The sequence below is a fragment of the Caballeronia sp. RCC_10 genome (assembly GCF_041360715.1).
In the GTDB taxonomy this organism is placed as follows: domain Bacteria; phylum Pseudomonadota; class Gammaproteobacteria; order Burkholderiales; family Burkholderiaceae; genus Caballeronia; species Caballeronia grimmiae.
Genome location: NZ_JBFUPT010000007.1, coordinates 138,317 through 157,875, shown reverse-complemented (window position 1 = coordinate 157,875; position 19,559 = coordinate 138,317). Strand labels below are relative to the sequence as shown.

Below are 19,559 nucleotides of genomic sequence, written 5' to 3'. Positions count from 1 at the left end.
GTCCAGTCTGCGAGCCGCCCGTGCTTCGACGTTGCGGACCGGGAAACATCGCGGTCGACCGAACGGCATGCCGCGCGGAAGAGACTGCACCGGGGTCACAGCTGAACACAGCTGGAAAGAGCCAGTAATAGCCAGTTTTAGCCAGGATAAGCAAGCACTGATGCGAGCCTTCAACACCATTCATCAATCGATGCGGCAATCGATCAAGTATCTGGCGCTGGCCGCGAGCGTCGCCATCGTCACGGCCTGTCACGGCTTGCCCGAGAAGACCGACGAAACCGCACTCTGGAATAACAACAAATTATATACGGAGGCCCAGGACGCGCTGTCGGGCAGCGACTGGGGCAAGTGCGCCAAGTACTTCGAGGCACTCGAAGGGCGCGATCCGTTCGGTCACTTCGCGCAGCAGGCGCAGATCAACGTCGCGTACTGCAACTGGAAGGACGGCGAAACCGCCTCGGCCGACCAGGCCATCGACCGCTTCATCCGGCTGCATCCGGATCACCCTGAGATCTCGTACGCGTACTATCTGAAGGGCATGATCCACTTCAACGACGACCTCGGTCTCTTTGGCCGCTTCTCCGGTCAGGACATGAGCGAGCGTGATCCGAAATCGCTGCGCGAGTCGTATGACGCGTTCAAGGTCGTCGTCGACAAGTACCCGCAAAGCAAGTACGCCCCGGACGCCGCGCAGCGCATGCGCTACATCGTGAACGCGCTCGCCTCGCACGAAGTGCACGCGGCCAATTATTACTATCGCCGGGGCGCGTATGTCGCGGCGATCAACCGCGCGCAGCTCGCCATCCGCGAATACAAGAATGCGCCGGCGACGGAAGAAGCGCTGCACATCATGATGCTGTCGTATCAACGGCTCGACCAGCCGCAACTCGCCGACGACACCAAGCGCGTGCTCGCCGCGACGTTCCCGGACAGCCCCTACGTCACCGGGAAGGCCCGCGCAGGCGCCGAGAAGCCCTGGTATCAGATCTGGTAATGTTCACCCGAGCGGCCGGCGCAGTGCGTCGGCCTTTCGACAAGGGCGTCTCGAGCGCCCTATTTTTTCGCTCAAATTTTTGCTTTGTGGCAACAAAATTTAGCAATCCTGAATCACGGTCAGGCATCGAAGCGGTACTGCGCGCCGCCTGAGCGTGACAGACATTGAAAGAGATCAGCATGGCGCTATCCCCCATCCGGGACGAAACAGTTCCGGCGACCCAATTCAGGCGCACGCAGCGCGACGAATTTCTCGACACGATGGACCTGCTGCTCCCGTGGCCGCGTCTGTGCGCCATCGTCGAGCAGCATGGGCGCGACGGCGACGAGCCGTTCTCCGCGGGCATTGAACGCATGTTGCGCGTATGTTTTATTCAGAACTGGTTCGGACTGTCGGATCGTGCTTGCGAGGACGCGCTCATCGACAGCATCGCATTTCGACGCTTTGCGCGCATCGGCATCGACATCGACGGAGAACGCGCGGTTGCGCCCGATGCGCAGGCCATCCACCGCTTCCGCAGCGTGCTTCAGTCGCAGCAATCGGCGGCGGCGCTGCTGGCCGAAGTGAACGGCGTGCTGGCGGCGAACGGCATTCGCATCAAGGCCGGCGCGATCAGCAACGCGCGCATCGTCGCGAACCTTTCATCGAACGCGGATGAAGCGAGCGAGCACGCAGCAACCGGCAACGCGCCAAGTACGTCACACGACACGCGGAGTTATGGCGGCGCGTACGGCAGCCAGTCGGTGCGCGTCAGGCAGGCGCCCGCGCCTGGGCCATCGGCAGCCGACGCCAACGCTCGGATCGCCCGGGCGATCGCAAACATCGAACGCATCGCCAACCTCGCTAGTCGGCCATTTCCACAGTCGAGCTCGGCGAATCACTGAAAAACGCGCGGACGACGTCGAGTTCGCGCGTGCGCTTGAACGGCGGCAGACTCTGCCAGATGCGACGGCCGTAGGGCTTGTCGACGAGGCGCGTGTCGCAGATCATCAGCACGCCGCGATCGGTTTCGGCGCGAATCAGACGGCCAGCGCCCTGCTTAAGCGTGATGACCGCCTGCGGCAACTGATGCACCGCGAACGGGCTCAGCCCTTTCTTCGTGAGCGCGTCTAAGCGGGCGGCCAGCACGGGATCGTCGGGCGGCGCGAACGGCAATTTGTCGATGACGACGAGCGACAGCGCATCCCCTCTCACATCGACGCCTTCCCAGAAACTCTGGCTGCCGACGAGGATCGCGTTGCCATACGCGCGAAAACGATCGAGCAGTTCGGTGCGGCTCGCATCGCCCTGCACGAGAAGCGGGTTGCCCCAGCCGCGCCGGTCGATCACATCGCGCAGACGCGAAGCGATGCGATCCACCGCTCGCAGCGTCGTGCACAACACGAACACGCCGCCGCCCGCCGCCTCGATCACCGGCAACGCAGCTTCGAAGACGGCGTCGGTGAACTGCGGCGACGACGGCTGCGGCAGATTGCGCGGCACGTACAGAAGCCCTTGCGAGGGGTAATCGAAGGGGCTCGGGAGCGTCATCGAGCGCCGGGCGTTCAGGCCCATCTGCGCTGCGTAGTGCGTGAAGTCGCCGCGCACCGACAGCGTCGCCGACGTGAAGATCCACGCACGCGGCACACCGGCGCGCTGCTTCGCGAAGATCGGCGCGACCGACAGCGGCGTCTCGTGCAACTGAACCGTGTGCGAGAACACTTCGATCCAGCGCACCATCTCGTTCGGCTCGTCCTTCGCGGCTTCCTTCGCGATATCTTCGTCTTCCACGACAGCGCGCTCCAGCGGCGTCGGCGGCGTGGTCCAGCCCGCAAGCTGGTCCTGCAACTCGCGCGCGCGGCGCACCAGCGCCTGCAGCGATTCGGCCCGCTCCCCATGCGACGACAACGCCGCCGCGAGGGCGTCGAGATGCGTTTCGAGCGTATCCAGCGCGTCGAAGAGCGGATGGCCGTCGGGAAGCTGACCGAGCGAGAAGCGCGCCGAATCTTCCTTGAACGCGAGCCGCAGGTCACGCGCGGCGCGTTCGAGCGCGGCGCCTAGTTTGGTCCAGTCGGCGGCGTCGCGCGCGTGGCTCAGGCCTTCGGCGACGGTATCGCGCGCCAGTTCCAGCAGTTGCGTGGTCGAGAGCGTGTCACCGAAGAAGAGCGTCGCGGTTTCGGGAAGCTGATGCGCTTCGTCGAAGATGATCGTGTTCGCCATCGGCAGAAGCTCGGCCATGCCCGTGTCGCGCAACATCACATCGGCGAAGAACAGATGGTGATTCACGACGACGACGTCCGCCTGCTGCGCCTCCTTGCGCGCCTGCATCACGAAGCAGTCCTTGTAATGCGGGCATTCCTGGCCGAGACAGTTGTCGCGCGTGGACGTGACCATCGGCCAGACGGGCGAATTTTCAGGCACGCTCGCGAGTTCGGCCTTGTCGCCGGTGCGCGTGATCTTCGCGAAACGGACGATCTCCTGCAGATGCGACGTGTCCTGCCGCGACGGCAGGCGGCCGTTGTCCGCGGTGCGCTCCAGATAGTAGTGGCAGAGGTAGTTCGCGCGTCCCTTTAGCATCGCCACCGACACGGGCACGGCGAGCGCGTCGCGCACCGTCGGGATATCGCGTTGAAAAAGCTGGTCCTGCAGATGCTTCGTCCCGGTCGAGACGATGACCTTGCCACCCCATAACATGGCCGGGACGAGATACGCGTAGGTCTTGCCGGTGCCGGTTCCCGCCTCGACGATCAGCGTGTTCTCGCCGCCGTCGATGGCCGCTTTCGCGGTCGCGATGCCGACGTCGTCGGCGGGCTGCTCGTCGGGCGCGTACGGCTTGTCCGACGGCCCCAGCTTGCGTGCGGGACGGCGCTGCGCCTCGAACATCGCGGGCTCGGGCATCGCGCGGCCGGACGCTTCCATCGCGGCGGCGACGGAGCGCGCCATCTCGATCTGCGATGCACGCGACCGGTAGCCGTCGATGGCTCGTGCGAGCAGGCCATCGGCGGAGAAGATCGCATCGAGTTCGACGCGGCGCTTGTCCGACAGCGCGAACGGCGTGCTCGCGGAGTCGGAGGTTGGGACGGGAGAGTTCAAAGGGAGCTCGATTCTGCGAATTCTGCGGGTTTCGTGCGATGCGGCGCACCGCCGGCGGGGCGAGCCGCCGGAGAACACGCGACTACTGCAACTGCACCACGCGAGCGGTCAGTGCGGGTCGGTGTCCAGCTGCAATTGCAGCAGGAGTATGGTGTCCTTGACCTTGAGCTTGCGCTTTTTGAGGCGGCGCAATTCGAGATCGTCGATGCCGGACAATTTCTCGATGAGCGTGTCCAGGCTGTGATGCTCTTCCTGCAATTGCGCGATGCGATCGCGGATCAGAGCGGCATCCGCGGCGGTTTGTCGGGGTGCGTTCAAGCGCTGCTGCATCCTCGCCTCCTGTCGACCGGAGTTGGCGCTTTAGCGCCTTACTCCGGTCCCATGCAAAGCTGTCGACTAGAGTTGGCGCTTCAGCGCCTTACCTAATCCCATGCAAAGCCGTCGACCACCGCGCCGCGCCGCGCGGCGCTACTTTCCCTGCTGCTGCTCTTGCTGTTGCTGTTGCTGTTGCTGCTGCTTCACCTGATCCTGCCGCTGCTGTTCCTGCTGCGCTTGCAGTGCCTTTTCCTGTTGCTTACGCGCGGCTTCCTTCTGGCGCGCATCCACTTCAGCGCGATGCTGCGCGGCTTCCTGCTGTTTCTGCTCGTAACGCTGCGCCTTCTGCTCGCGCTCCTGCGCTTCGGCGACACCGCGCGCGCGGGCTTCGTCCAGCTTCTTCTGGTAATCAGCCTGCTTCCGGTCGTACGCTGCCTGATTGGCCGTGCGCTGCGGCGCCTCGGCCTCGCGCTGCGCGGCGGCAAGCGCATTCTGGCGCTGCTTGTCCTCGTACGCCTGCTGATTCGACTTCTCGTTGGCCGCGCGCTGCGGCGCTTCGGCTTCGTACTGCGCCTGCTTTAACCCGGTCTGGCGATCGCGCTCTTTCGCGCGTTCCACACGCTGCTCGTCGTCGAGTGCGAGTTGTTCCTGGCGAATCTGCTGACGCGCTTCCCGCATTTCAGTGCGTGCATTGTCGAGGCAGTGGTTGACGAAGAACTTGCTGTAGCAGTCGTGCTGCTTCACGCCATAGCGATAATCGTTCTCCGATGTCCGCTTGTCGAGCGCCTTCTGACGCTTGTCGTAGCCGGCACGAAGCGCCTCGTCCGTGCTGCCTGCGTCGCTCGAAGCGGCGTCGAGCGGCTGCGTGCTCACGGCGGTCGTCGGATCGATCGGCCTGGCCGTCTGCGCGATTCCCGGCTGCGATGCGAGCGCCAGAAGCACGCCTATCGACGATACGCCCAGCGCAATCGGCGAGGCCTTTGAAAAGCGAAAGTTGAGCAAATTGATGAACGGCAACGTGATAAGGAATCAGGTGCGAGAAGGGAAAAACAGGGCTTGCGCGATCCCGAAATTCTATCACCGCGCGCCGGAGCGCTCCGGCATTTATGGCAAAATGCCCTGCTCCAGCAACCCGGCCCATCGCTCGTCACGGCGTCCGGCGGCGCTGGCCAGGCGCACGTTCGCGCACTCCCACGCATGCCCGAAGCATGCCCCGCCGCCGCTTCCGTGACGAGCCAGCAGACAGCGCAGAACCATGACGGAAACCGTAGCACTCAAGATCGTACAGCGCATCGCCACCGAACTCACCGTGCAGCCGCGCCAGGTCGCGGCCGCCGTGCAGCTTCTCGACGAAGGCTCGACTGTCCCGTTCATCGCCCGGTATCGGAAGGAAGTGACCGGCAATCTCGACGACACGCAATTGCGTACGCTCGAGGAGCGCCTCCTCTATCTGCGCGAGCTGGAAGATCGCCGCGCTGCCATCCTCCAAAGCATCGACGAGCAAGGCAAGCTGAGCGACGAGCTGCGCGGCGCAATTGAAGCCGCCGACAGCAAGCAGGTGCTCGAAGACCTGTATCTGCCGTACAAGCCGAAGCGCCGCACTCGCGCGCAGATCGCCCGCGAAGCCGGCCTCGAGCCGCTCGCGCAGGCGCTGCTCGCGGACCCGACGCTCGATCCGCAGACCGAAGCCGCCAGGTTCGTCGATGCCGAGAAAGGCGTCGCCGATACCAAAGCCGCGCTCGACGGCGCCCGCGACATCCTGTCGGAGCAGTTCGGCGAAACGGCCGAGATTCTCGGCAAGGTGCGCGACTACCTGTTCAATCAGGGCCGCGTGATGTCGAGTGTCGTCGACGGCAAGCAAGGCGAGGAAGGCGAGAAATTCCGCGACTACTACGACTACAGCGAGACGATTCGCACTGTGCCGTCGCACCGGGCGCTCGCGCTGTTCCGCGGCCGCAACGCCGGCGTGCTGTCCGTGAAGCTCGGTCTCGGCGAAGAACTGGACGCGCAAGTGCCGCATCCGTGCGAAGCGATGATCGCGCAGCACGTCGGCATCGCCAATCGCGGGCGCGCCGCCGACAAGTGGCTCTCCGATGTCTGCCGCTGGTGCTGGCGCGTGAAGGTGCAGCCGCATATCGAGAACGAATTGCTGACGAAGTTGCGTGAGGAAGCCGAGCACGAAGCAATTCGCGTCTTCGCGCGCAATCTGAAGGATTTGCTGCTCGCCGCGCCCGCGGGTCCGAAGGCCGTGATCGGTCTCGATCCGGGCCTGCGCACGGGCGTGAAGGTCGCGGTCGTCGATCGCACCGGCAAGCTGCTGGCCACCGATACGATTTTCCCGCACGAGCCGCGCCGCGACTGGGACGGCTCCATCGCCAGGCTCGCGCGGATCGCACGCGAAACGCAAGCGGAACTCGTGTCGATCGGCAACGGCACGGCGTCGCGCGAAACCGACAAGCTCGCGAGCGAACTGATTGCGAAGCATCCGGATTTGAATCTGCAGAAGATCGTCGTGTCGGAAGCGGGCGCATCGGTGTATTCGGCGTCGGAACTCGCGGCCAAGGAATTTCCGGAGCTGGATGTGTCGCTGCGCGGCGCGGTGTCGATCGCGCGGCGTCTGCAGGACCCGCTCGCCGAGTTGGTCAAGATCGAGCCGAAGGCAATCGGCGTCGGCCAGTATCAGCACGACGTGAATCAGCGCGAACTGGCGCGCTCGCTCGATGCGGTCGTCGAAGATTGCGTGAACGCCGTCGGCGTCGATGCAAACACGGCGTCCGTCGCCCTGCTCGCCCGCGTGTCGGGGCTGAACGCGACGCTCGCGCGCAATATCGTCGACTATCGCGACGCCAACGGGCCGTTCCCCTCGCGCGAGCACCTGAAAAAGGTCCCGCGTCTCGGCGACAAGACCTTCGAGCAGGCCGCGGGCTTCCTGCGCATCAACAATGGCGAGAATCCGCTCGACCGTTCGTCGGTCCACCCGGAAGCGTATCCGGTCGTTCAGCGCATTCTCGCGAAGATCAACAAGCATGTCGGCGATGTGCTCGGCAAGCGTGAGGCGCTCGCGGGGCTTTCGCCAACCGAATTCGTCGACGATCGCTTCGGCCTGCCGACCGTGCGCGACATTCTCGCCGAACTCGAAAAGCCGGGCCGCGATCCGCGTCCCGAGTTCAAGACGGCGACGTTCCGCGAGGGCATCGAAAAGATTTCGGATCTCGCGCCGGGCATGGTGCTCGAAGGCGTCGTGACGAACGTCGCGGCATTCGGCGCGTTCGTCGATATCGGCGTGCACCAGGATGGTCTCGTGCACGTATCGGCGATGTCGACGAAGTTCATCAAGGACCCGCACGAAGTCGTGAAGGCGGGTCAGGTCGTGCAGGTGAAAGTGCTCGAAACCGATGTGAAGCGCCAGCGCATTTCGCTGACGATGCGCCTCGACGACGACTTCGCAGCCGCATCGGTGGGCGGCGGCGCGGGTGCATCGGCGCGTGGCGGTCAGGATCGTCGCGCTTCGGGCGGCGGACGCGATGCGCGGGGCAACCAGCGCCGCGAGCCGGAAGCCGCCGGTGCGATGGCCGCGGCTTTCGCGAAACTGAAACGATAAGCGACTTGCGCTGCCAACAAAAACCCACGCCGAGGCGTGGGTTTTTTATTTGGGCGTCGCGGCGCTCAGATTTCGATCTTCGTCCCCAGTTCCACGACGCGATTTGCCGGAATGCTGAAGAAATCGGTCGGCTTCGCGGCGTTCTGATGCATCCACGCGAACACACGTTCACGCCACACTGACATGCCGGGCAACTCCGTCGGCACCACGGTCTCACGCGCCATGAAGAACGACGTGTCCATCAGCTCGAAGGTCATCGCGTGCGCGCGCGTGATCTGTTCGAGGACGGCCTTCACATCGGGCGTCTCGTTGAAGCCATACGCAGCCTTCACGAGAAAGAGACCACCCGTAACGTCCTTCACTTCCAGCCGATGCGCGTCGTCCACGTAAGGGATATCGCGCGTGATGAAGTTCAGAAAGATGGTCCGCTCGTGCAGCACCTTGTTGTGCTTCAGGTTGTGCAGCAGGCTGACCGGCACGAGCGAATCGCTGCCGGTGAGATAAATGGCCGTGCCCGACACGCGATGCGGCGGATGCGCAAGCAAGCCTTGCAGGAACGGCATCAGCGGAATGCCGTCGGCGGCCGTGCGATCCTTCACGATCATGCGGCCCTTGTACCAGGTCATCAGCAGGAAGAAAAGCGCCCCGCCGATGCACAGCGGCAGCCAGCCGCCCTGCTCGATCTTCAGCAAGCTCGCGCCGAAAAAGCCGATGTCGATGACGAGAATCATCGCGATCATCGCGCCGACCAGAAAGCGGTTCCATCCCCAGAGGTTCGTCATCACGACGGACACGAGGATGGTGGTGACGAGCATCGTCGCGGTCACGGCGAGGCCATAGGCGGCCGCCAAGTTTTCCGAACTCTTGAACCCGACCACAATGCACAGGATGATGAACAGCAGCATCCAGTTGACGAGCGGAATATAGATCTGCCCGATCGCCAGTTCGGACGTATGCAGGATCTTCATGCGCGGCACGTAACCGAGCTGGATCGCCTGACTCGTCAGCGAATACGCGCCGGAGATGACGGCCTGCGATGCGATCACCGTCGCGACCGTCGACAGAATCACGAGCGGCAGCAGCGCCCATTCCGGTGCGAGCAAAAAGAACGGGCTTTCAATGGCCTTCGGCGAGTGCATCAGCAGCGCGCCTTGCCCGAAGTAATTCAGCAGCAGCGACGGCATCACGAGCCCGTACCAGCCGTAGCGGATCGGCCTTACGCCGAAGTGGCCCATGTCCGCATAGAGCGCTTCCGCGCCGGTCAGCACCAGCACGACCGAACCGAGCACGATATACGCCTGCAACACGTGATCGGCCATGAACGAGACGGCGTAGTACGGATTCAATGCGACCAGCACACCCGGCGCGAGCACGATGTGATAAACGCCCAGCACCGCGAGCGTGCCGAACCAGACCAGCATGATCGGCCCGAAGAGCTTGCCTACCACGGCGGTGCCGTGACGCTGGATCCAGAACAGCATCACGAGAATGACCATCGTGATGGGGATCACGTAAGGCGAGAGCTTCGGCGCGGCGATCTCGAGACCTTCGACCGCCGATATCACGGACATCGCCGGCGTGATGACCGCATCGCCATAGAACATGCATGCGCCGAAGATGCCAAGCATCATCAGCACACCCGAAAGACGGCCGGAGTCTTTGACGCTGCGTAACGCCAGGGTCATCATTGCGAACACGCCGCCTTCACCGTTGTTGTCGGCGCGCATGACGAAGAGCACGTACTTGATGGCCACGACGATGACGATGGCCCAGAACAGCAGGGAGATGACGCCGAGGATGGAGGCTTCTGAAAGCGCGATGCCGTGGGTTGGGCTAAAGGCTTCCTTCAAAGCGTACAGTGGACTCGTGCCGATGTCGCCAAAGACGACGCCGATTGCCGCGAGCGCAAGCGAATGCAAAGGCTGTTTGCGCTCTTGCGCGTGAGTCATGTTAGTCATAAAAGCGAGAGATCCGTCCAGGGCGGAAGAAAACCGAACGCCATTCTATCTAACGTCGCGCGCAAAGACGTCTGCCTGCGTGTTGCTCACGCACCACGACAGACGCGAGTAAGAGTTTAGCATCGTGCCCCGAATGCGTAAGCGGCGCGGCACGCCTTCGCAACACGGTCGCGCTGAAAGGCGGCCGGAAAGCAAAACGCCGTTGCGGCGGGAGAAAACCCCGGCGCAACGGCGCAGCGCATCGAAACAAACCGGACGGCGCGATGCTTAAACGCGGCCGTTCTGCGTACCTCGCTTGATCCAGGCGCCGAGGTTGTGAGGACGCACCGTGTCCCACTCCTCGAACGGCTGATGAATCCACGGATTCGTTTCGAGAAACTGCACGTGATAGTCGGGCTTGACCTTCGAGCACGCCTTGTACCAGAGCACCGCCGAGCGCACCGCGGTGATCGCGGGATAACGCTCTTTCAGATGGTCCTGCACGCGCGCCAGCGTGACGCCCGAATCGACCAGATCGTCGACGAGCAGCACGTTGCCCGACAGTTCGCCGCGCGTCATCGTGATGTACTGCGCGATGTCGAGGTCGCCCTGCTGCGTGCCCGCGGCCTCGCGATACGAACTCGTCGCAAGAATGGCGAGCGGCAGGTCGTAGATGCGCGAAAGCTGGTCGCCGACGCGCAGGCCGCCGCGCGCGAGGCACAGGATTTTGTCGAACTTCCATCCCGAGTCGTGCACGTTCAGCGCGAGAAGTTCGATCAACCGGTGATATTCGTCCCAGTTGACCCATAGGTTCTTTTCGTCGTTACGCGGGTCGGTCATCGCGATCATGTGAGGCTCTTTCGATTGCATAGTGCGGTTATATACGAAATGTGGCCGCATGAAGCGGCCACATTCTTTACAGCGTCCGGTTCAGGCCGAGGCTTGGGCGCGCTCAGACCTTGAACGGATGACGAAGCAGAATAGTTTCGTCGCGGTCCGGACCGGTCGACACCATGTCGATCGGCACGCCCGCCACTTCCTGCACACGCGTGAGATACGCACGCGCGTTCTCGGGCAGGCTGTCCCACTGCGTGATGCCGACGGTGCTTTCCTTCCAGCCGCCGAACGTCTCGTAGACCGGCTCGCAGCGCGCTACTTCCGATGCGCCGCGCGGGAGAATGTCGAGCGCCTTGCCGTCGAGCGTATAGCCGACGCACAGCTTCACTTCTTCCAGGCCGTCGAGCACGTCGAGCTTGGTCATGCACAGGCCCGTGATGCCGTTGATCTGGATCGAGCGGCGCAGCGCGGCGGCATCCAGCCAGCCGGTGCGGCGCGGACGGCCGGTGACCGAGCCGAATTCCTTGCCGACGGAGGCGAGCGTCACGCCGACCGGGTCCTGGCGCTTTGGATTATCCGCGTCGTACAGTTCGCTCGGGAACGGGCCGGCGCCCACGCGCGTGCAATACGCCTTCGTGATGCCGAGCATGTAGTTGAGCTTTTGCGGACCGACGCCCGCGCCCGCTGTCGCCGCGCCCGCGACGCAGTTGCTCGACGTGACGTACGGATACGTGCCGTGGTCGATATCGAGCAGCGTGCCTTGCGCGCCTTCGAACAGCAGATTGCGGCCCGCGTGGTTTTCGTCGTACAGGCGGCGGGAGACGTCCGTGACCATCGGCGCGAGACGGTCGGCGTAGCCGAGCATCGTGTCGAGCGTTTCCTGGTAGTCGACTTCGGCTGCACCGAGATATTTCGTCAGCACGAAGTTGTGGAAGTCGAGCACTTCACGCAGACGTTCGGCGAAGAGCGGCGCATCGAACAGATCCTGCACGCGCAGGCCGCGACGGGCAACCTTGTCTTCGTAAGCCGGACCGATACCGCGCCCCGTCGTGCCGATCTTGCCGGCGCCGCGCTTGGCTTCGCGCGCCTGGTCGATGGCGACGTGGTACGGCAGAACGAGCGTGGCGGCTTCGGAAATGAACAGACGCTTGCAGACATCGATGCCCGCGGCCTCCAGTTCGTCGATTTCCTTGAACAGCGCCTGGGGGGACAACACGACGCCATTGCCGATGTAGCAGGCCGTGCCCGCGCGCATGATGCCCGACGGGATGAGGCGCAAGATGGTTTTCTTGCCGCCGATGATGAGCGTGTGGCCGGCGTTGTGACCGCCCTGGAAGCGCACGACGCCCTGGGCATGGTCCGTCAGCCAGTCGACGATTTTGCCTTTGCCCTCGTCACCCCACTGGGTGCCCACCACGACGACGTTGCGCCCCGGGTTCACATTCACTGCACTGGCAGACATGTTGATTCGTTAGCTGGTTAAAAACGCATTTTACCTATGTTCGCGGCTGTTTCCGAGTTTTTCGGGATGCATGCCGCGATTAGGTCTGGTTCACGCGCTTGCGCACGCGATGACGAAAGTCCTGGGCCGTCAGACGCCGGAACGAGCCGGATTCACGCGCTCCTCGACCGCCCATTGCCCGTCGCGCTCGACCAGCACGCGATCGAACGCGAATTCGTCGAGATCGTGTTCGTGGCCCGGCAACGCCTGAATCACGACTTCGCCCGCATCGCGCAGCGTCGCGACGGCCGCGCGCAACGGTTCTTCATGCTTCCACGGCGCGAGGATCGCGCTGCCGCGTGCATCGACGGGAGAAATGCGCGCCACTTCCCGCAGGTCCAGCGAGAAGCCCGTCGCGGGCCGCGCGCGGCCATAGGCCGAGCCGACATCGTCGTAACGGCCGCCGCGCGCAACCGCGTTCGGCACGCCATCGACGTAAGCGGAGAACATCACACCGCTGTGGTACGCGTAGCCGCGCAGGTCGGCCAGGTCGATCATCAGTTCGGCGCCGTCGGCGCGGGCGGCGAGGAACGCGAGATCGTCGAGCGCCCGCGCGATCACCGGCAGATTCGGCAGACGCGCACGCGCCATTTCGAGTACCGAAGCATCGCCATACAGCGAAGGCAGCGCGCGCAACGCCTCGCGCGGCACATGGCCAAGATGCGCCGTCAGTTCGTTGATGCGCGGCACGTCCTTGCTGGCGAGCGCGTCGTAGAGCGCTTCTCCGAGCGATGCCGCCGCCGGTTCGAGTTCGAGCAGCGCCGCGAGCACGCCCGCATGACACAGGTCGAGGCGCACTTTCGACAAGCCCGCGAGGTGCAGCGAATCGAGCATCAATTGCTGAATCTCGAGATCCGCTTCCAGCCCGGCGTGACCGTAGATTTCCGCGCCGATCTGAATCTGCTCGCGCGTCGCGTGCAGGCCGCGCGGACGCGTATGCAGCACGACACCCGCATAACAAAGACGCGTGACGCCCTGCCGGTTCAGCAAGTGGGCGTCGATACGCGACACCTGCGGCGTAATGTCCGCCCGCAAACCCAGCGTGCGCCCCGACAACTGATCGACGAGCTTGAAGGTGCGCAGATTGAGGTCGCTTCCACCGCTCGTCAGCAACGATTCGAGGTATTCGAGCATTGGCGGCATGACGAGCTCGTAGCCGTACGAGCGAAACCGGTCGAGCAGGCGGCGGCGCAGCTCTTCGATCTTGCGGGCTTCCGACGGCAACACGTCGGCGATATTTTCGGGAAGCAACCAGGTGGACATCGATACGTTTCCTGCTTGGGCACGCGGCGCTCGCAAGCACGGCGCGCATGGGCGGATAGAGACAAAGATAGGCTAAATGGCGGAACCCCGCCGGGCGCTGCGATCCGCGAATGGGCTTACGTGGCGATCCACAACAGGATCAGCCCGAGCGCCATCGCGATCAATCCGCCGATGCGGATGTGATGCGGCGGCCGTTCGGCGATACGGCGGAACGTGTCGCGCCAGGCCGTGGGAAAGACGAAGGGAAACATGCCTTCGATGATCAGCATCAACGCAAGTGCGAGCAGTATCGTCTCGACCATGTTCTCGGGAAGAAGGCGCCGCGCGCGTGCTTATTCGCCTCTGGCGCGCGGCGCGGGTACGGTCAGCGTTTCGCTGCGGCAGCGGATGCGTCCGCACCGCCGTTCGGGCTTTTCATGAAGCGGAAGAAGTCGCTGCTCGGATCGACCACGATCACGTCGCCGGGCTTGAACGTCTTCTTGTACGCCTCGAGGCTCTGATAGAACTGATAGAACTGCGGATCGCGTCCGTATGCGTCGGCTGCGATGGCGGCGGCCTTGCTGTCGCCTTCGCCGCGGATCGACTGCGCTTGACTGTAGGCATCGGCGAGAATTTGCTGCTGCTCGCGTTCCGCATCGGCCTTGATCTTGTCCGCTTCCGCCGTGCCTTTCGCGCGCTCGTTCGCCGCTGCCTGCTGGCGCGCCGCGATCATGCGCTTGTAGACCGAATCGGCCACCGCCGACGGAAAGTCGATACGCGTCATCTGCAGGTCGACGAGCTGCACGCCGAACGCTCCCGCCGCGCCTTCCACCGCCTTCAGCGCCTCGTTCTCGAGCGCCTGCTGATTCCCGAGCGCATCGGTCAGCGAGCGATTCGCGAACGCGCTGGCAAGCGCGGTGCGGGCGAGCGCGATCAGACGCTCTTGCGCGGTTTGCGTGTTCTTCTCGTTGCTGACGAAGAGCTTGAGCGGATCGGCCACGCGATACTTCACGACCGTGTTCACCAGCACTTCATTCTTGTCCGACGTCGTGAAACGATCGGCGCCGCTCTCGTCGATGGTGAGCGTGCGCGTGTCGAGGAGCGTAAGCGTCTGGAACGGCGGCGGCAGCTTGAAGTGCAGGCCGGGACCGTCGAGGCGCGGGTTGCTGTCGCCATGAGCGGCGACGATGGCGGCGTGCCGTTCATCGACGGTGAAGACCATCGACGAACCGATGAACAGCACGATGACGACTGCGACGACGAGCGCAATAATTCGATTCATGTTCGCGCTCCTTACTGCAGGTCGTCTTGACGGCTGCGCGAGCGGAACGCATCGCGCGAGCGCAGCGGATCGCCACTTGCGGCGCTCGCGCCGCTTGCAGGGCTTGCACCGCTCGCGGGCGCTGCTGCCGCCGGCGCCGACGCGGGCGCCGTAGCTTGCGGACGCACCTGTGGTTCAACGGGAGCCGAAGCGGCGCTGCCCGTGCTCGCCGCCGCGTCCCTGGCTTGCTGACGGTTCGCGTCGATGAGCTTGTCGAGCGGCAGATAAATCACGTTATTGCCTGCCTTGCTGTCCACGAATACCTTGGTGGTTTGCGAGTAGATCTGCTGCATCGTGTCCAGGTACATGCGTTGACGGATGACCGTTGGGGCCTTCGAATATTCCGCGTAGACCTCCTTGAAACGCTCGGCGTCGCCCTGAGCCTGCGTCACCTGGCGGTTACTGTATGCGGTGGCTTCTTCGATCATCTTCGCGGCATCGGCCTTTGCGCGGGGCAGCAATTGATTGGCGTAGGCCTCGGCCGTATCGCGGGCGCGCTCGTTGTCCTGCCGCACGCGCGAGGCTTCTTCGAACGCCGCCTGCACCTGAGTCGGCACTTGCACGCTCTGCACGGTCACGCCCGTCACCTGCAGGCCGGTGCGGTAGGCGTCGAGGGAGCGCTGGATAGATTCGGTCAGACGCGGGCGCAACGCTTCGCGGTCCTTGTAAAGCAGATCGTCCGTCGCCGCAGCGCCGGCGATTTCCCGGATCGCGGCCTGCCCCGCCTCGGTGACGCTCAGGTCGGGATCGGGATTACGGAACAGGAAGTCGGTCGGCGACTTGATCTGATACTGCACGGAGAAGCGCACGTCGAGAATGTCGGCTTCGTTCGTCAACAGCGATGCATCGCGCACGTTGCCTTGCGAGAGCGCCGCGCCGCGTCCGATTTCGACGGAGCGCACTTGCGACGTATCGACGATATCGTGCGACTGGAACGGATACGGCAAACGCCAGTGGATGCCTTGCGTCACCGTCTGGCGGTATTGCCCGAACTGCGAGACCACGCCGACGTGTCCATCCTGCACGACGAACACGCCGCTGCCGAGATAGATCGCGATGAGCACGCCAATGACGATGCCCACGCCAATGCGCGTGCCCCGCCCGTTGTCGCGCGGCATGCCGCCGTTCGGCTTGCGGCCGAAAATACCGGCGAGGCGGCGATTGAATTCGCGCCACATTTCGTCGAGATCCGGCGGGCCTTCTTCCTTGCCGTTGCCGCGCTTGCCGTCCTGCGGGCGCTTCGAATCGTTCTTGACGCCGTCGCCGTCGCCCCGCCCCCAGCGCGGATCGTTGATCGAAAAGGCCGCATGCATGCGCTGCCTGTTAGTCCGCTCGTTGTATACGTTCACTCAGTGATTCACCATTAGACAGCCGGTTCGATGCCGCGTCGGTCATGCGGAGCAGTTAGTGTCCGTGTTCAGGAACCTTGTGGCCGTCACGTTCTCCGGCTGGCCGGTGGTCTTCCGGCTGCGCGTTCTCGTCGTGTGTCTCGTTCGGCCCGGACTGCGTGGACTGCGGGAATTGCGTGGCTTCCGACATTTGCGCCGGCTCGCCGGTTTCGGCGAACACGCTCGGCACGCTTTCTTCGGGTTCGCCTGCTTCCGCTGAAGCAATTTCGGCGATGGCGGCGCGCAGCGCGTCGAGTCCCTGACCCGTGCGTGCGCTCAAAAAGACGCGCGAAATATTACCATACTCATCCCTTTCAACCGCCTCGCCGCGGGCCGCAAGTTCGGGCACGGCGTCGATCTTGTTGAAGACGAGAATCTGGCGGATGGAGTCCGCGCCGATGCTGCGCAAAACCTCGTTCACCTGATCGATCTGATCGAGGCGCACTGGACTCGATGCGTCGACGACGTGCAGCAGCAAGTCGGCGTGAATGGTTTCCTCGAGCGTCGCGCGAAACGCCGCGACGAGCTGGTGCGGCAGTTCGCGAATAAAGCCGACCGTATCCGACACGACGACATGGCCCGCTTCCTCGCCGAGGAACACGCGGCGCGACGTGGTATCGAGCGTGGCGAACAACTGATTGGCGGCATACGCCTGCGCCTTGGTCAACGCGTTGAACAGCGTCGACTTGCCCGCGTTCGTATAGCCGACGAGCGACACCGACATCGTCTGATTGCGCTGACGCTGCCGGCGCTGCGTGCCGTGCTGACGGCGCAGCTTCGCAAGCCGCGTCTTCAGCGCCTTGATGCGCTCGCCGATCAGCCGGCGGTCGGTTTCGAGCTGCGTCTCACCCGGACCGCGCAGACCGATACCGCCCTTCTGGCGTTCGAGGTGGGTCCAGGCGCGAATCAGCCTCGTAGAAAGATATTGCAGTTGCGCGAGCTCGACCTGCAATTTGCCTTCATGGCTGCGGGCGCGCTGCGCAAAGATATCGAGGATGAGACTCGTGCGATCGACGACGCGGCGATTCAACGCAAGTTCGAGATTGCGTTGCTGCGCGGGCGCGAGCGCGTGATTGAAAATGACGAGTTCGACGTCGTTCGCTTCGCAGGAAAGGCGCAGTTCTTCGACCTTTCCGCTGCCAATGAACATTTTGGCGTCCGGACTAGACCGACGGCCGGTGAGCGTAACGGCAGGATGGGCGCCCGCGCTTTCTGCGAGCAGGCTGAGTTCTTCGAGACTGGCTTCGAAATCGATCTTGCCGAAATCGATGCCCACAAGCGCTGCGTTAATCAAATTATGTCTGGATAGTTTTTGAAGCGACCGGCGAGTTGCTCAATGTTCGAATTCGGAATGGCAACGGCGCGCCGGCCGCAACGAGGTTAGGACGATTCAGCGTCCGGGTGGAAATTCACCGGGCGAGCCGGCACGACCGTGGAAATGGCGTGCTTGTAGACCATCTGGGTGACCGTATTCCGGAGCAACACGACGTACTGGTCGAACGATTCGATGTTCCCTTGAAGCTTGATGCCGTTGACCAAATAGATCGAGACCGGCACGTGCTCTTTACGCAGTGCGTTCAAAAACGGGTCTTGTAACAATTGCCCTTTGTTGCTCATAGCAAACTCCGTGTTTTTTGCAGGTTAGAAGTATTGTGACGAAGAAAAAGAGATCCGCCGGCAATCGCTACACTATAGCCGATTTTCGTTTCCGCACCAGACCGGCCATTTGGCCAATGAGGCCGAAACGCTTGGCTCCGCGGGCGCTTACTCTTTGTCCGCGTAGGGGTTCTTGCTCGAGCGAAACTCTATGCGCAATGGAGTGCCGGCCAGTCCAAAAGTTTCTCGGAATCGCCCTTCCAGATACCGCTTGTAGGTATCGGTGACCGCATCCAGCGCATTGCCGTGCACGACGATGATCGGCGGGTTCTGTCCGCCCTGGTGCGCATAGCGCAGCTTCGGCCGGACCGGCCCGCGGCGGCGCGGCTGCTGAAACTCCACGGCCTCGATGAGCGCGCGCGTGAGCTTCGGCGTCGGCAGCTTCGCCATCGCGGCGGCATAGGCGTCATCGACCGACTTCATCAATGCGCCGATGCCCGTCTTTTCCAGCGCCGAGACGTAGTGGAATTTAGCAAAGTCCAAAAACTTCAGCTTGCGCGTGAGATCAGCCTTCGTGCGCTCGCGCACATGCGAGTCCAGCCCGTCCCATTTGTTCACGCCGACGACGAGCGCACGCCCCTGTTCGACGACGAAGCCCGCGATATGCGCGTCCTGATCGGAGATGTCCTGCTGCGCGTCGAGCAGCAGAATCACGACATTCGCGTCTGAGATCGACTGCAGCGTCTTGACCACCGAGAACTTCTCGATCGCTTCGAAGACCTTGCCGCGGCGGCGCAAACCCGCCGTGTCGATCAACGTGTATTTGCGGCCTTGACGCTCGAAATCAACATAGATCGAATCGCGCGTGGTGCCGGGCATGTCGAACGCGATCACGCGCTCTTCGCCGATCAGCGTATTGACGAGCGTCGACTTGCCGACGTTCGGCCGTCCGACGATCGCGATCTTCACGCCGTGCTGCGCCTTCTCTTCCTCGCTCTCTTCCGGCTGATCGGCATAGGCGATGTCGAGCGCGTCGTTGATCATCTCGGTGACGCCGTCGCCGTGCGCCGCCGAAATCGCGCGCGGATCGCCAAGGCCGAGTTCGTAGAAGTCCGACGCGACCGCCGTGTACTTCATCCCCTCCGCCTTGTTGACCACCAGGAAGAGCGGCCGGCCGGTCTTGCGCAGATAATCGGCGATGGACTTGTCCTGCGGCGCGAGCCCGTTGCGCCCATCGACGATGAACACGACGATGTCGGCTTCCTCGACGGCCTGCCGCGTCTGACGCGCCATCTCGTGCAGGATGCCGTCCTTCGCGACCGGCTCGAAGCCGCCGGTATCGACGACGAGATACGGACGCTCGCCGCCCACGCGCCCTTCGCCGTAGTGGCGGTCGCGCGTGAGACCGGGCAGATCGGCGACGAGCGCATCGCGCGAACGCGTCAGCCGGTTAAAGAGAGTGGATTTCCCCACATTGGGGCGCCCGACGAGGGCAATCACGGGTTTCATCAGAGTTTGTTCACAGTTGAACGCAAGGCGATGGGCGAAACGCGCGGTACGGCGTCTTCGCCGCTTGCGCCGCGAGAATGGCTGCGCTTGTCGAAAATTAGCATGGATTCGGCTCGCCGCTTTGCAGCTTATGCCGCTGTCGGGCCGTCGCGCCGTGCACCGATGGTTGCCTTGCGCGGGCTTTTGTCGCGCGGCATCGGCGGCGCGCTTTCTTCTTTCGTGCCCGGCCTGGCGGGCCGTTCTTGT

The 19,559-nt window shown here is 63.5% G+C and carries 17 protein-coding genes; 4 read left to right on the top strand and 13 right to left on the bottom strand.

Going from position 1 to position 19,559, the window contains the following annotated elements; translation table 11 throughout:
- Positions 1-160 precede the first annotated feature (160 nt).
- A complete protein-coding gene (locus AB6804_RS15380) occupies positions 161-994 on the top strand; it encodes an outer membrane protein assembly factor BamD (protein WP_035968314.1) in 834 nt (277 codons plus the stop codon).
- A gap of 179 nt (positions 995-1,173) precedes the next feature.
- Complete coding sequence (locus AB6804_RS15375) at positions 1,174-1,878, top strand: transposase (protein WP_370887142.1); 705 nt, start codon at positions 1,174-1,176, stop codon at positions 1,876-1,878.
- Here AB6804_RS15375 and AB6804_RS15370 read toward each other — a convergent pair.
- The 3 genes from AB6804_RS15370 to AB6804_RS15360 form a co-directional block, all read right to left on the bottom strand.
- Positions 1,838-4,066, bottom strand: coding sequence for an ATP-dependent DNA helicase (locus AB6804_RS15370; protein ID WP_370887141.1), 2,229 nt, complete (start codon positions 4,064-4,066; stop codon positions 1,838-1,840). The two genes, AB6804_RS15375 and AB6804_RS15370, sit on opposite strands and share 41 nt — an antisense overlap.
- A gap of 108 nt (positions 4,067-4,174) precedes the next feature.
- Entirely contained in the window at positions 4,175-4,396 is a 222-nt protein-coding gene (locus AB6804_RS15365; RefSeq protein ID WP_370887140.1) for a DUF465 domain-containing protein, read from the bottom strand.
- 138 nt (positions 4,397-4,534) lie between these two features.
- Entirely contained in the window at positions 4,535-5,350 is an 816-nt protein-coding gene (locus AB6804_RS15360) for a colicin transporter (protein ID WP_370887239.1), read from the bottom strand.
- Here AB6804_RS15360 and AB6804_RS15355 point away from each other — a divergent pair.
- Positions 5,247-5,612, top strand: a complete 366-nt coding sequence (locus AB6804_RS15355; protein ID WP_370887244.1) for a hypothetical protein — start codon at positions 5,247-5,249, stop codon at positions 5,610-5,612. The two genes, AB6804_RS15360 and AB6804_RS15355, sit on opposite strands and share 104 nt — an antisense overlap.
- Before the next feature lie 24 nt (positions 5,613-5,636).
- A complete protein-coding gene (locus AB6804_RS15350) occupies positions 5,637-7,982 on the top strand; it encodes a Tex family protein (RefSeq protein ID WP_370887139.1) in 2,346 nt (781 codons plus the stop codon).
- Positions 7,983-8,047: 65 nt separating this feature from the next.
- Here the strand turns inward: AB6804_RS15350 and AB6804_RS15345 are convergent, their stop codons facing one another.
- From AB6804_RS15345 to der, 10 genes are all read right to left on the bottom strand, one after another.
- Positions 8,048-9,940: a potassium transporter Kup gene (locus AB6804_RS15345; RefSeq protein WP_370887138.1), complete on the bottom strand. Its 1,893-nt coding sequence runs from the start codon at positions 9,938-9,940 to the stop codon at positions 8,048-8,050.
- A 267-nt stretch (positions 9,941-10,207) separates the two neighbouring features.
- On the bottom strand, positions 10,208-10,768 hold the full coding sequence (locus AB6804_RS15340) for a phosphoribosyltransferase (RefSeq protein ID WP_370887137.1): 561 nt from the start codon (positions 10,766-10,768) through the stop codon (positions 10,208-10,210).
- Positions 10,769-10,871: 103 nt separating this feature from the next.
- The gene (locus AB6804_RS15335) at positions 10,872-12,218 is read right to left on the bottom strand and encodes an adenylosuccinate synthase (RefSeq protein ID WP_035968299.1); all 1,347 of its coding nucleotides are present in this window, start codon (positions 12,216-12,218) and stop codon (positions 10,872-10,874) included.
- 129 nt (positions 12,219-12,347) lie between these two features.
- A complete protein-coding gene (locus AB6804_RS15330) occupies positions 12,348-13,520 on the bottom strand; it encodes an ATP phosphoribosyltransferase regulatory subunit (RefSeq protein WP_370887136.1) in 1,173 nt (390 codons plus the stop codon).
- Between the two features lie 116 nt (positions 13,521-13,636).
- Entirely contained in the window at positions 13,637-13,822 is a 186-nt protein-coding gene (locus AB6804_RS15325) for a DUF2065 domain-containing protein (RefSeq protein ID WP_244794619.1), read from the bottom strand.
- Positions 13,823-13,884: 62 nt separating this feature from the next.
- On the bottom strand, positions 13,885-14,781 hold the full coding sequence (gene hflC / locus AB6804_RS15320; RefSeq protein WP_370887135.1) for a protease modulator HflC: 897 nt from the start codon (positions 14,779-14,781) through the stop codon (positions 13,885-13,887).
- A gap of 11 nt (positions 14,782-14,792) precedes the next feature.
- Positions 14,793-16,169: an FtsH protease activity modulator HflK gene (hflK, locus tag AB6804_RS15315; RefSeq protein WP_370887134.1), complete on the bottom strand. Its 1,377-nt coding sequence runs from the start codon at positions 16,167-16,169 to the stop codon at positions 14,793-14,795.
- 55 nt (positions 16,170-16,224) lie between these two features.
- A complete protein-coding gene (gene hflX / locus AB6804_RS15310; protein WP_370887133.1) occupies positions 16,225-17,502 on the bottom strand; it encodes a GTPase HflX in 1,278 nt (425 codons plus the stop codon).
- 86 nt (positions 17,503-17,588) lie between these two features.
- Positions 17,589-17,825 (bottom strand): RNA chaperone Hfq, encoded by a 237-nt coding sequence (hfq, locus tag AB6804_RS15305; RefSeq protein ID WP_006999489.1) that lies wholly within the window; start codon positions 17,823-17,825, stop codon positions 17,589-17,591.
- 147 nt (positions 17,826-17,972) lie between these two features.
- Positions 17,973-19,313, bottom strand: a complete 1,341-nt coding sequence (der, locus tag AB6804_RS15300) for a ribosome biogenesis GTPase Der (protein WP_370887132.1) — start codon at positions 19,311-19,313, stop codon at positions 17,973-17,975.
- Positions 19,314-19,559: the final 246 nt, after the last annotated feature.

Bases quoted from the DNA above. Each gene is read 5' to 3' on its own strand.
- AB6804_RS15325 (WP_244794619.1), bottom strand. From the start codon at position 13,822: ATGGTCGAGACGATACTGCTCGCACTTGCGTTGATGCTGATCATCGAA.
- AB6804_RS15345 (WP_370887138.1), bottom strand. From the start codon at position 9,940: ATGACTAACATGACTCACGCGCAAGAGCGCAAACAGCCTTTGCATTCG.
- AB6804_RS15330 (WP_370887136.1), bottom strand. From the start codon at position 13,520: ATGTCCACCTGGTTGCTTCCCGAAAATATCGCCGACGTGTTGCCGTCG.
- AB6804_RS15350 (WP_370887139.1), top strand. From the start codon at position 5,637: ATGACGGAAACCGTAGCACTCAAGATCGTACAGCGCATCGCCACCGAA.
- hfq (WP_006999489.1), bottom strand. From the start codon at position 17,825: ATGAGCAACAAAGGGCAATTGTTACAAGACCCGTTTTTGAACGCACTG.
- AB6804_RS15340 (WP_370887137.1), bottom strand. From the start codon at position 10,768: ATGATCGCGATGACCGACCCGCGTAACGACGAAAAGAACCTATGGGTC.
- AB6804_RS15375 (WP_370887142.1), top strand. From the start codon at position 1,174: ATGGCGCTATCCCCCATCCGGGACGAAACAGTTCCGGCGACCCAATTC.
- der (WP_370887132.1), bottom strand. From the start codon at position 19,313: ATGAAACCCGTGATTGCCCTCGTCGGGCGCCCCAATGTGGGGAAATCC.
- AB6804_RS15335 (WP_035968299.1), bottom strand. From the start codon at position 12,218: ATGTCTGCCAGTGCAGTGAATGTGAACCCGGGGCGCAACGTCGTCGTG.
- AB6804_RS15380 (WP_035968314.1), top strand. From the start codon at position 161: ATGCGAGCCTTCAACACCATTCATCAATCGATGCGGCAATCGATCAAG.
- hflC (WP_370887135.1), bottom strand. From the start codon at position 14,781: ATGAATCGAATTATTGCGCTCGTCGTCGCAGTCGTCATCGTGCTGTTC.
- AB6804_RS15365 (WP_370887140.1), bottom strand. From the start codon at position 4,396: ATGCAGCAGCGCTTGAACGCACCCCGACAAACCGCCGCGGATGCCGCT.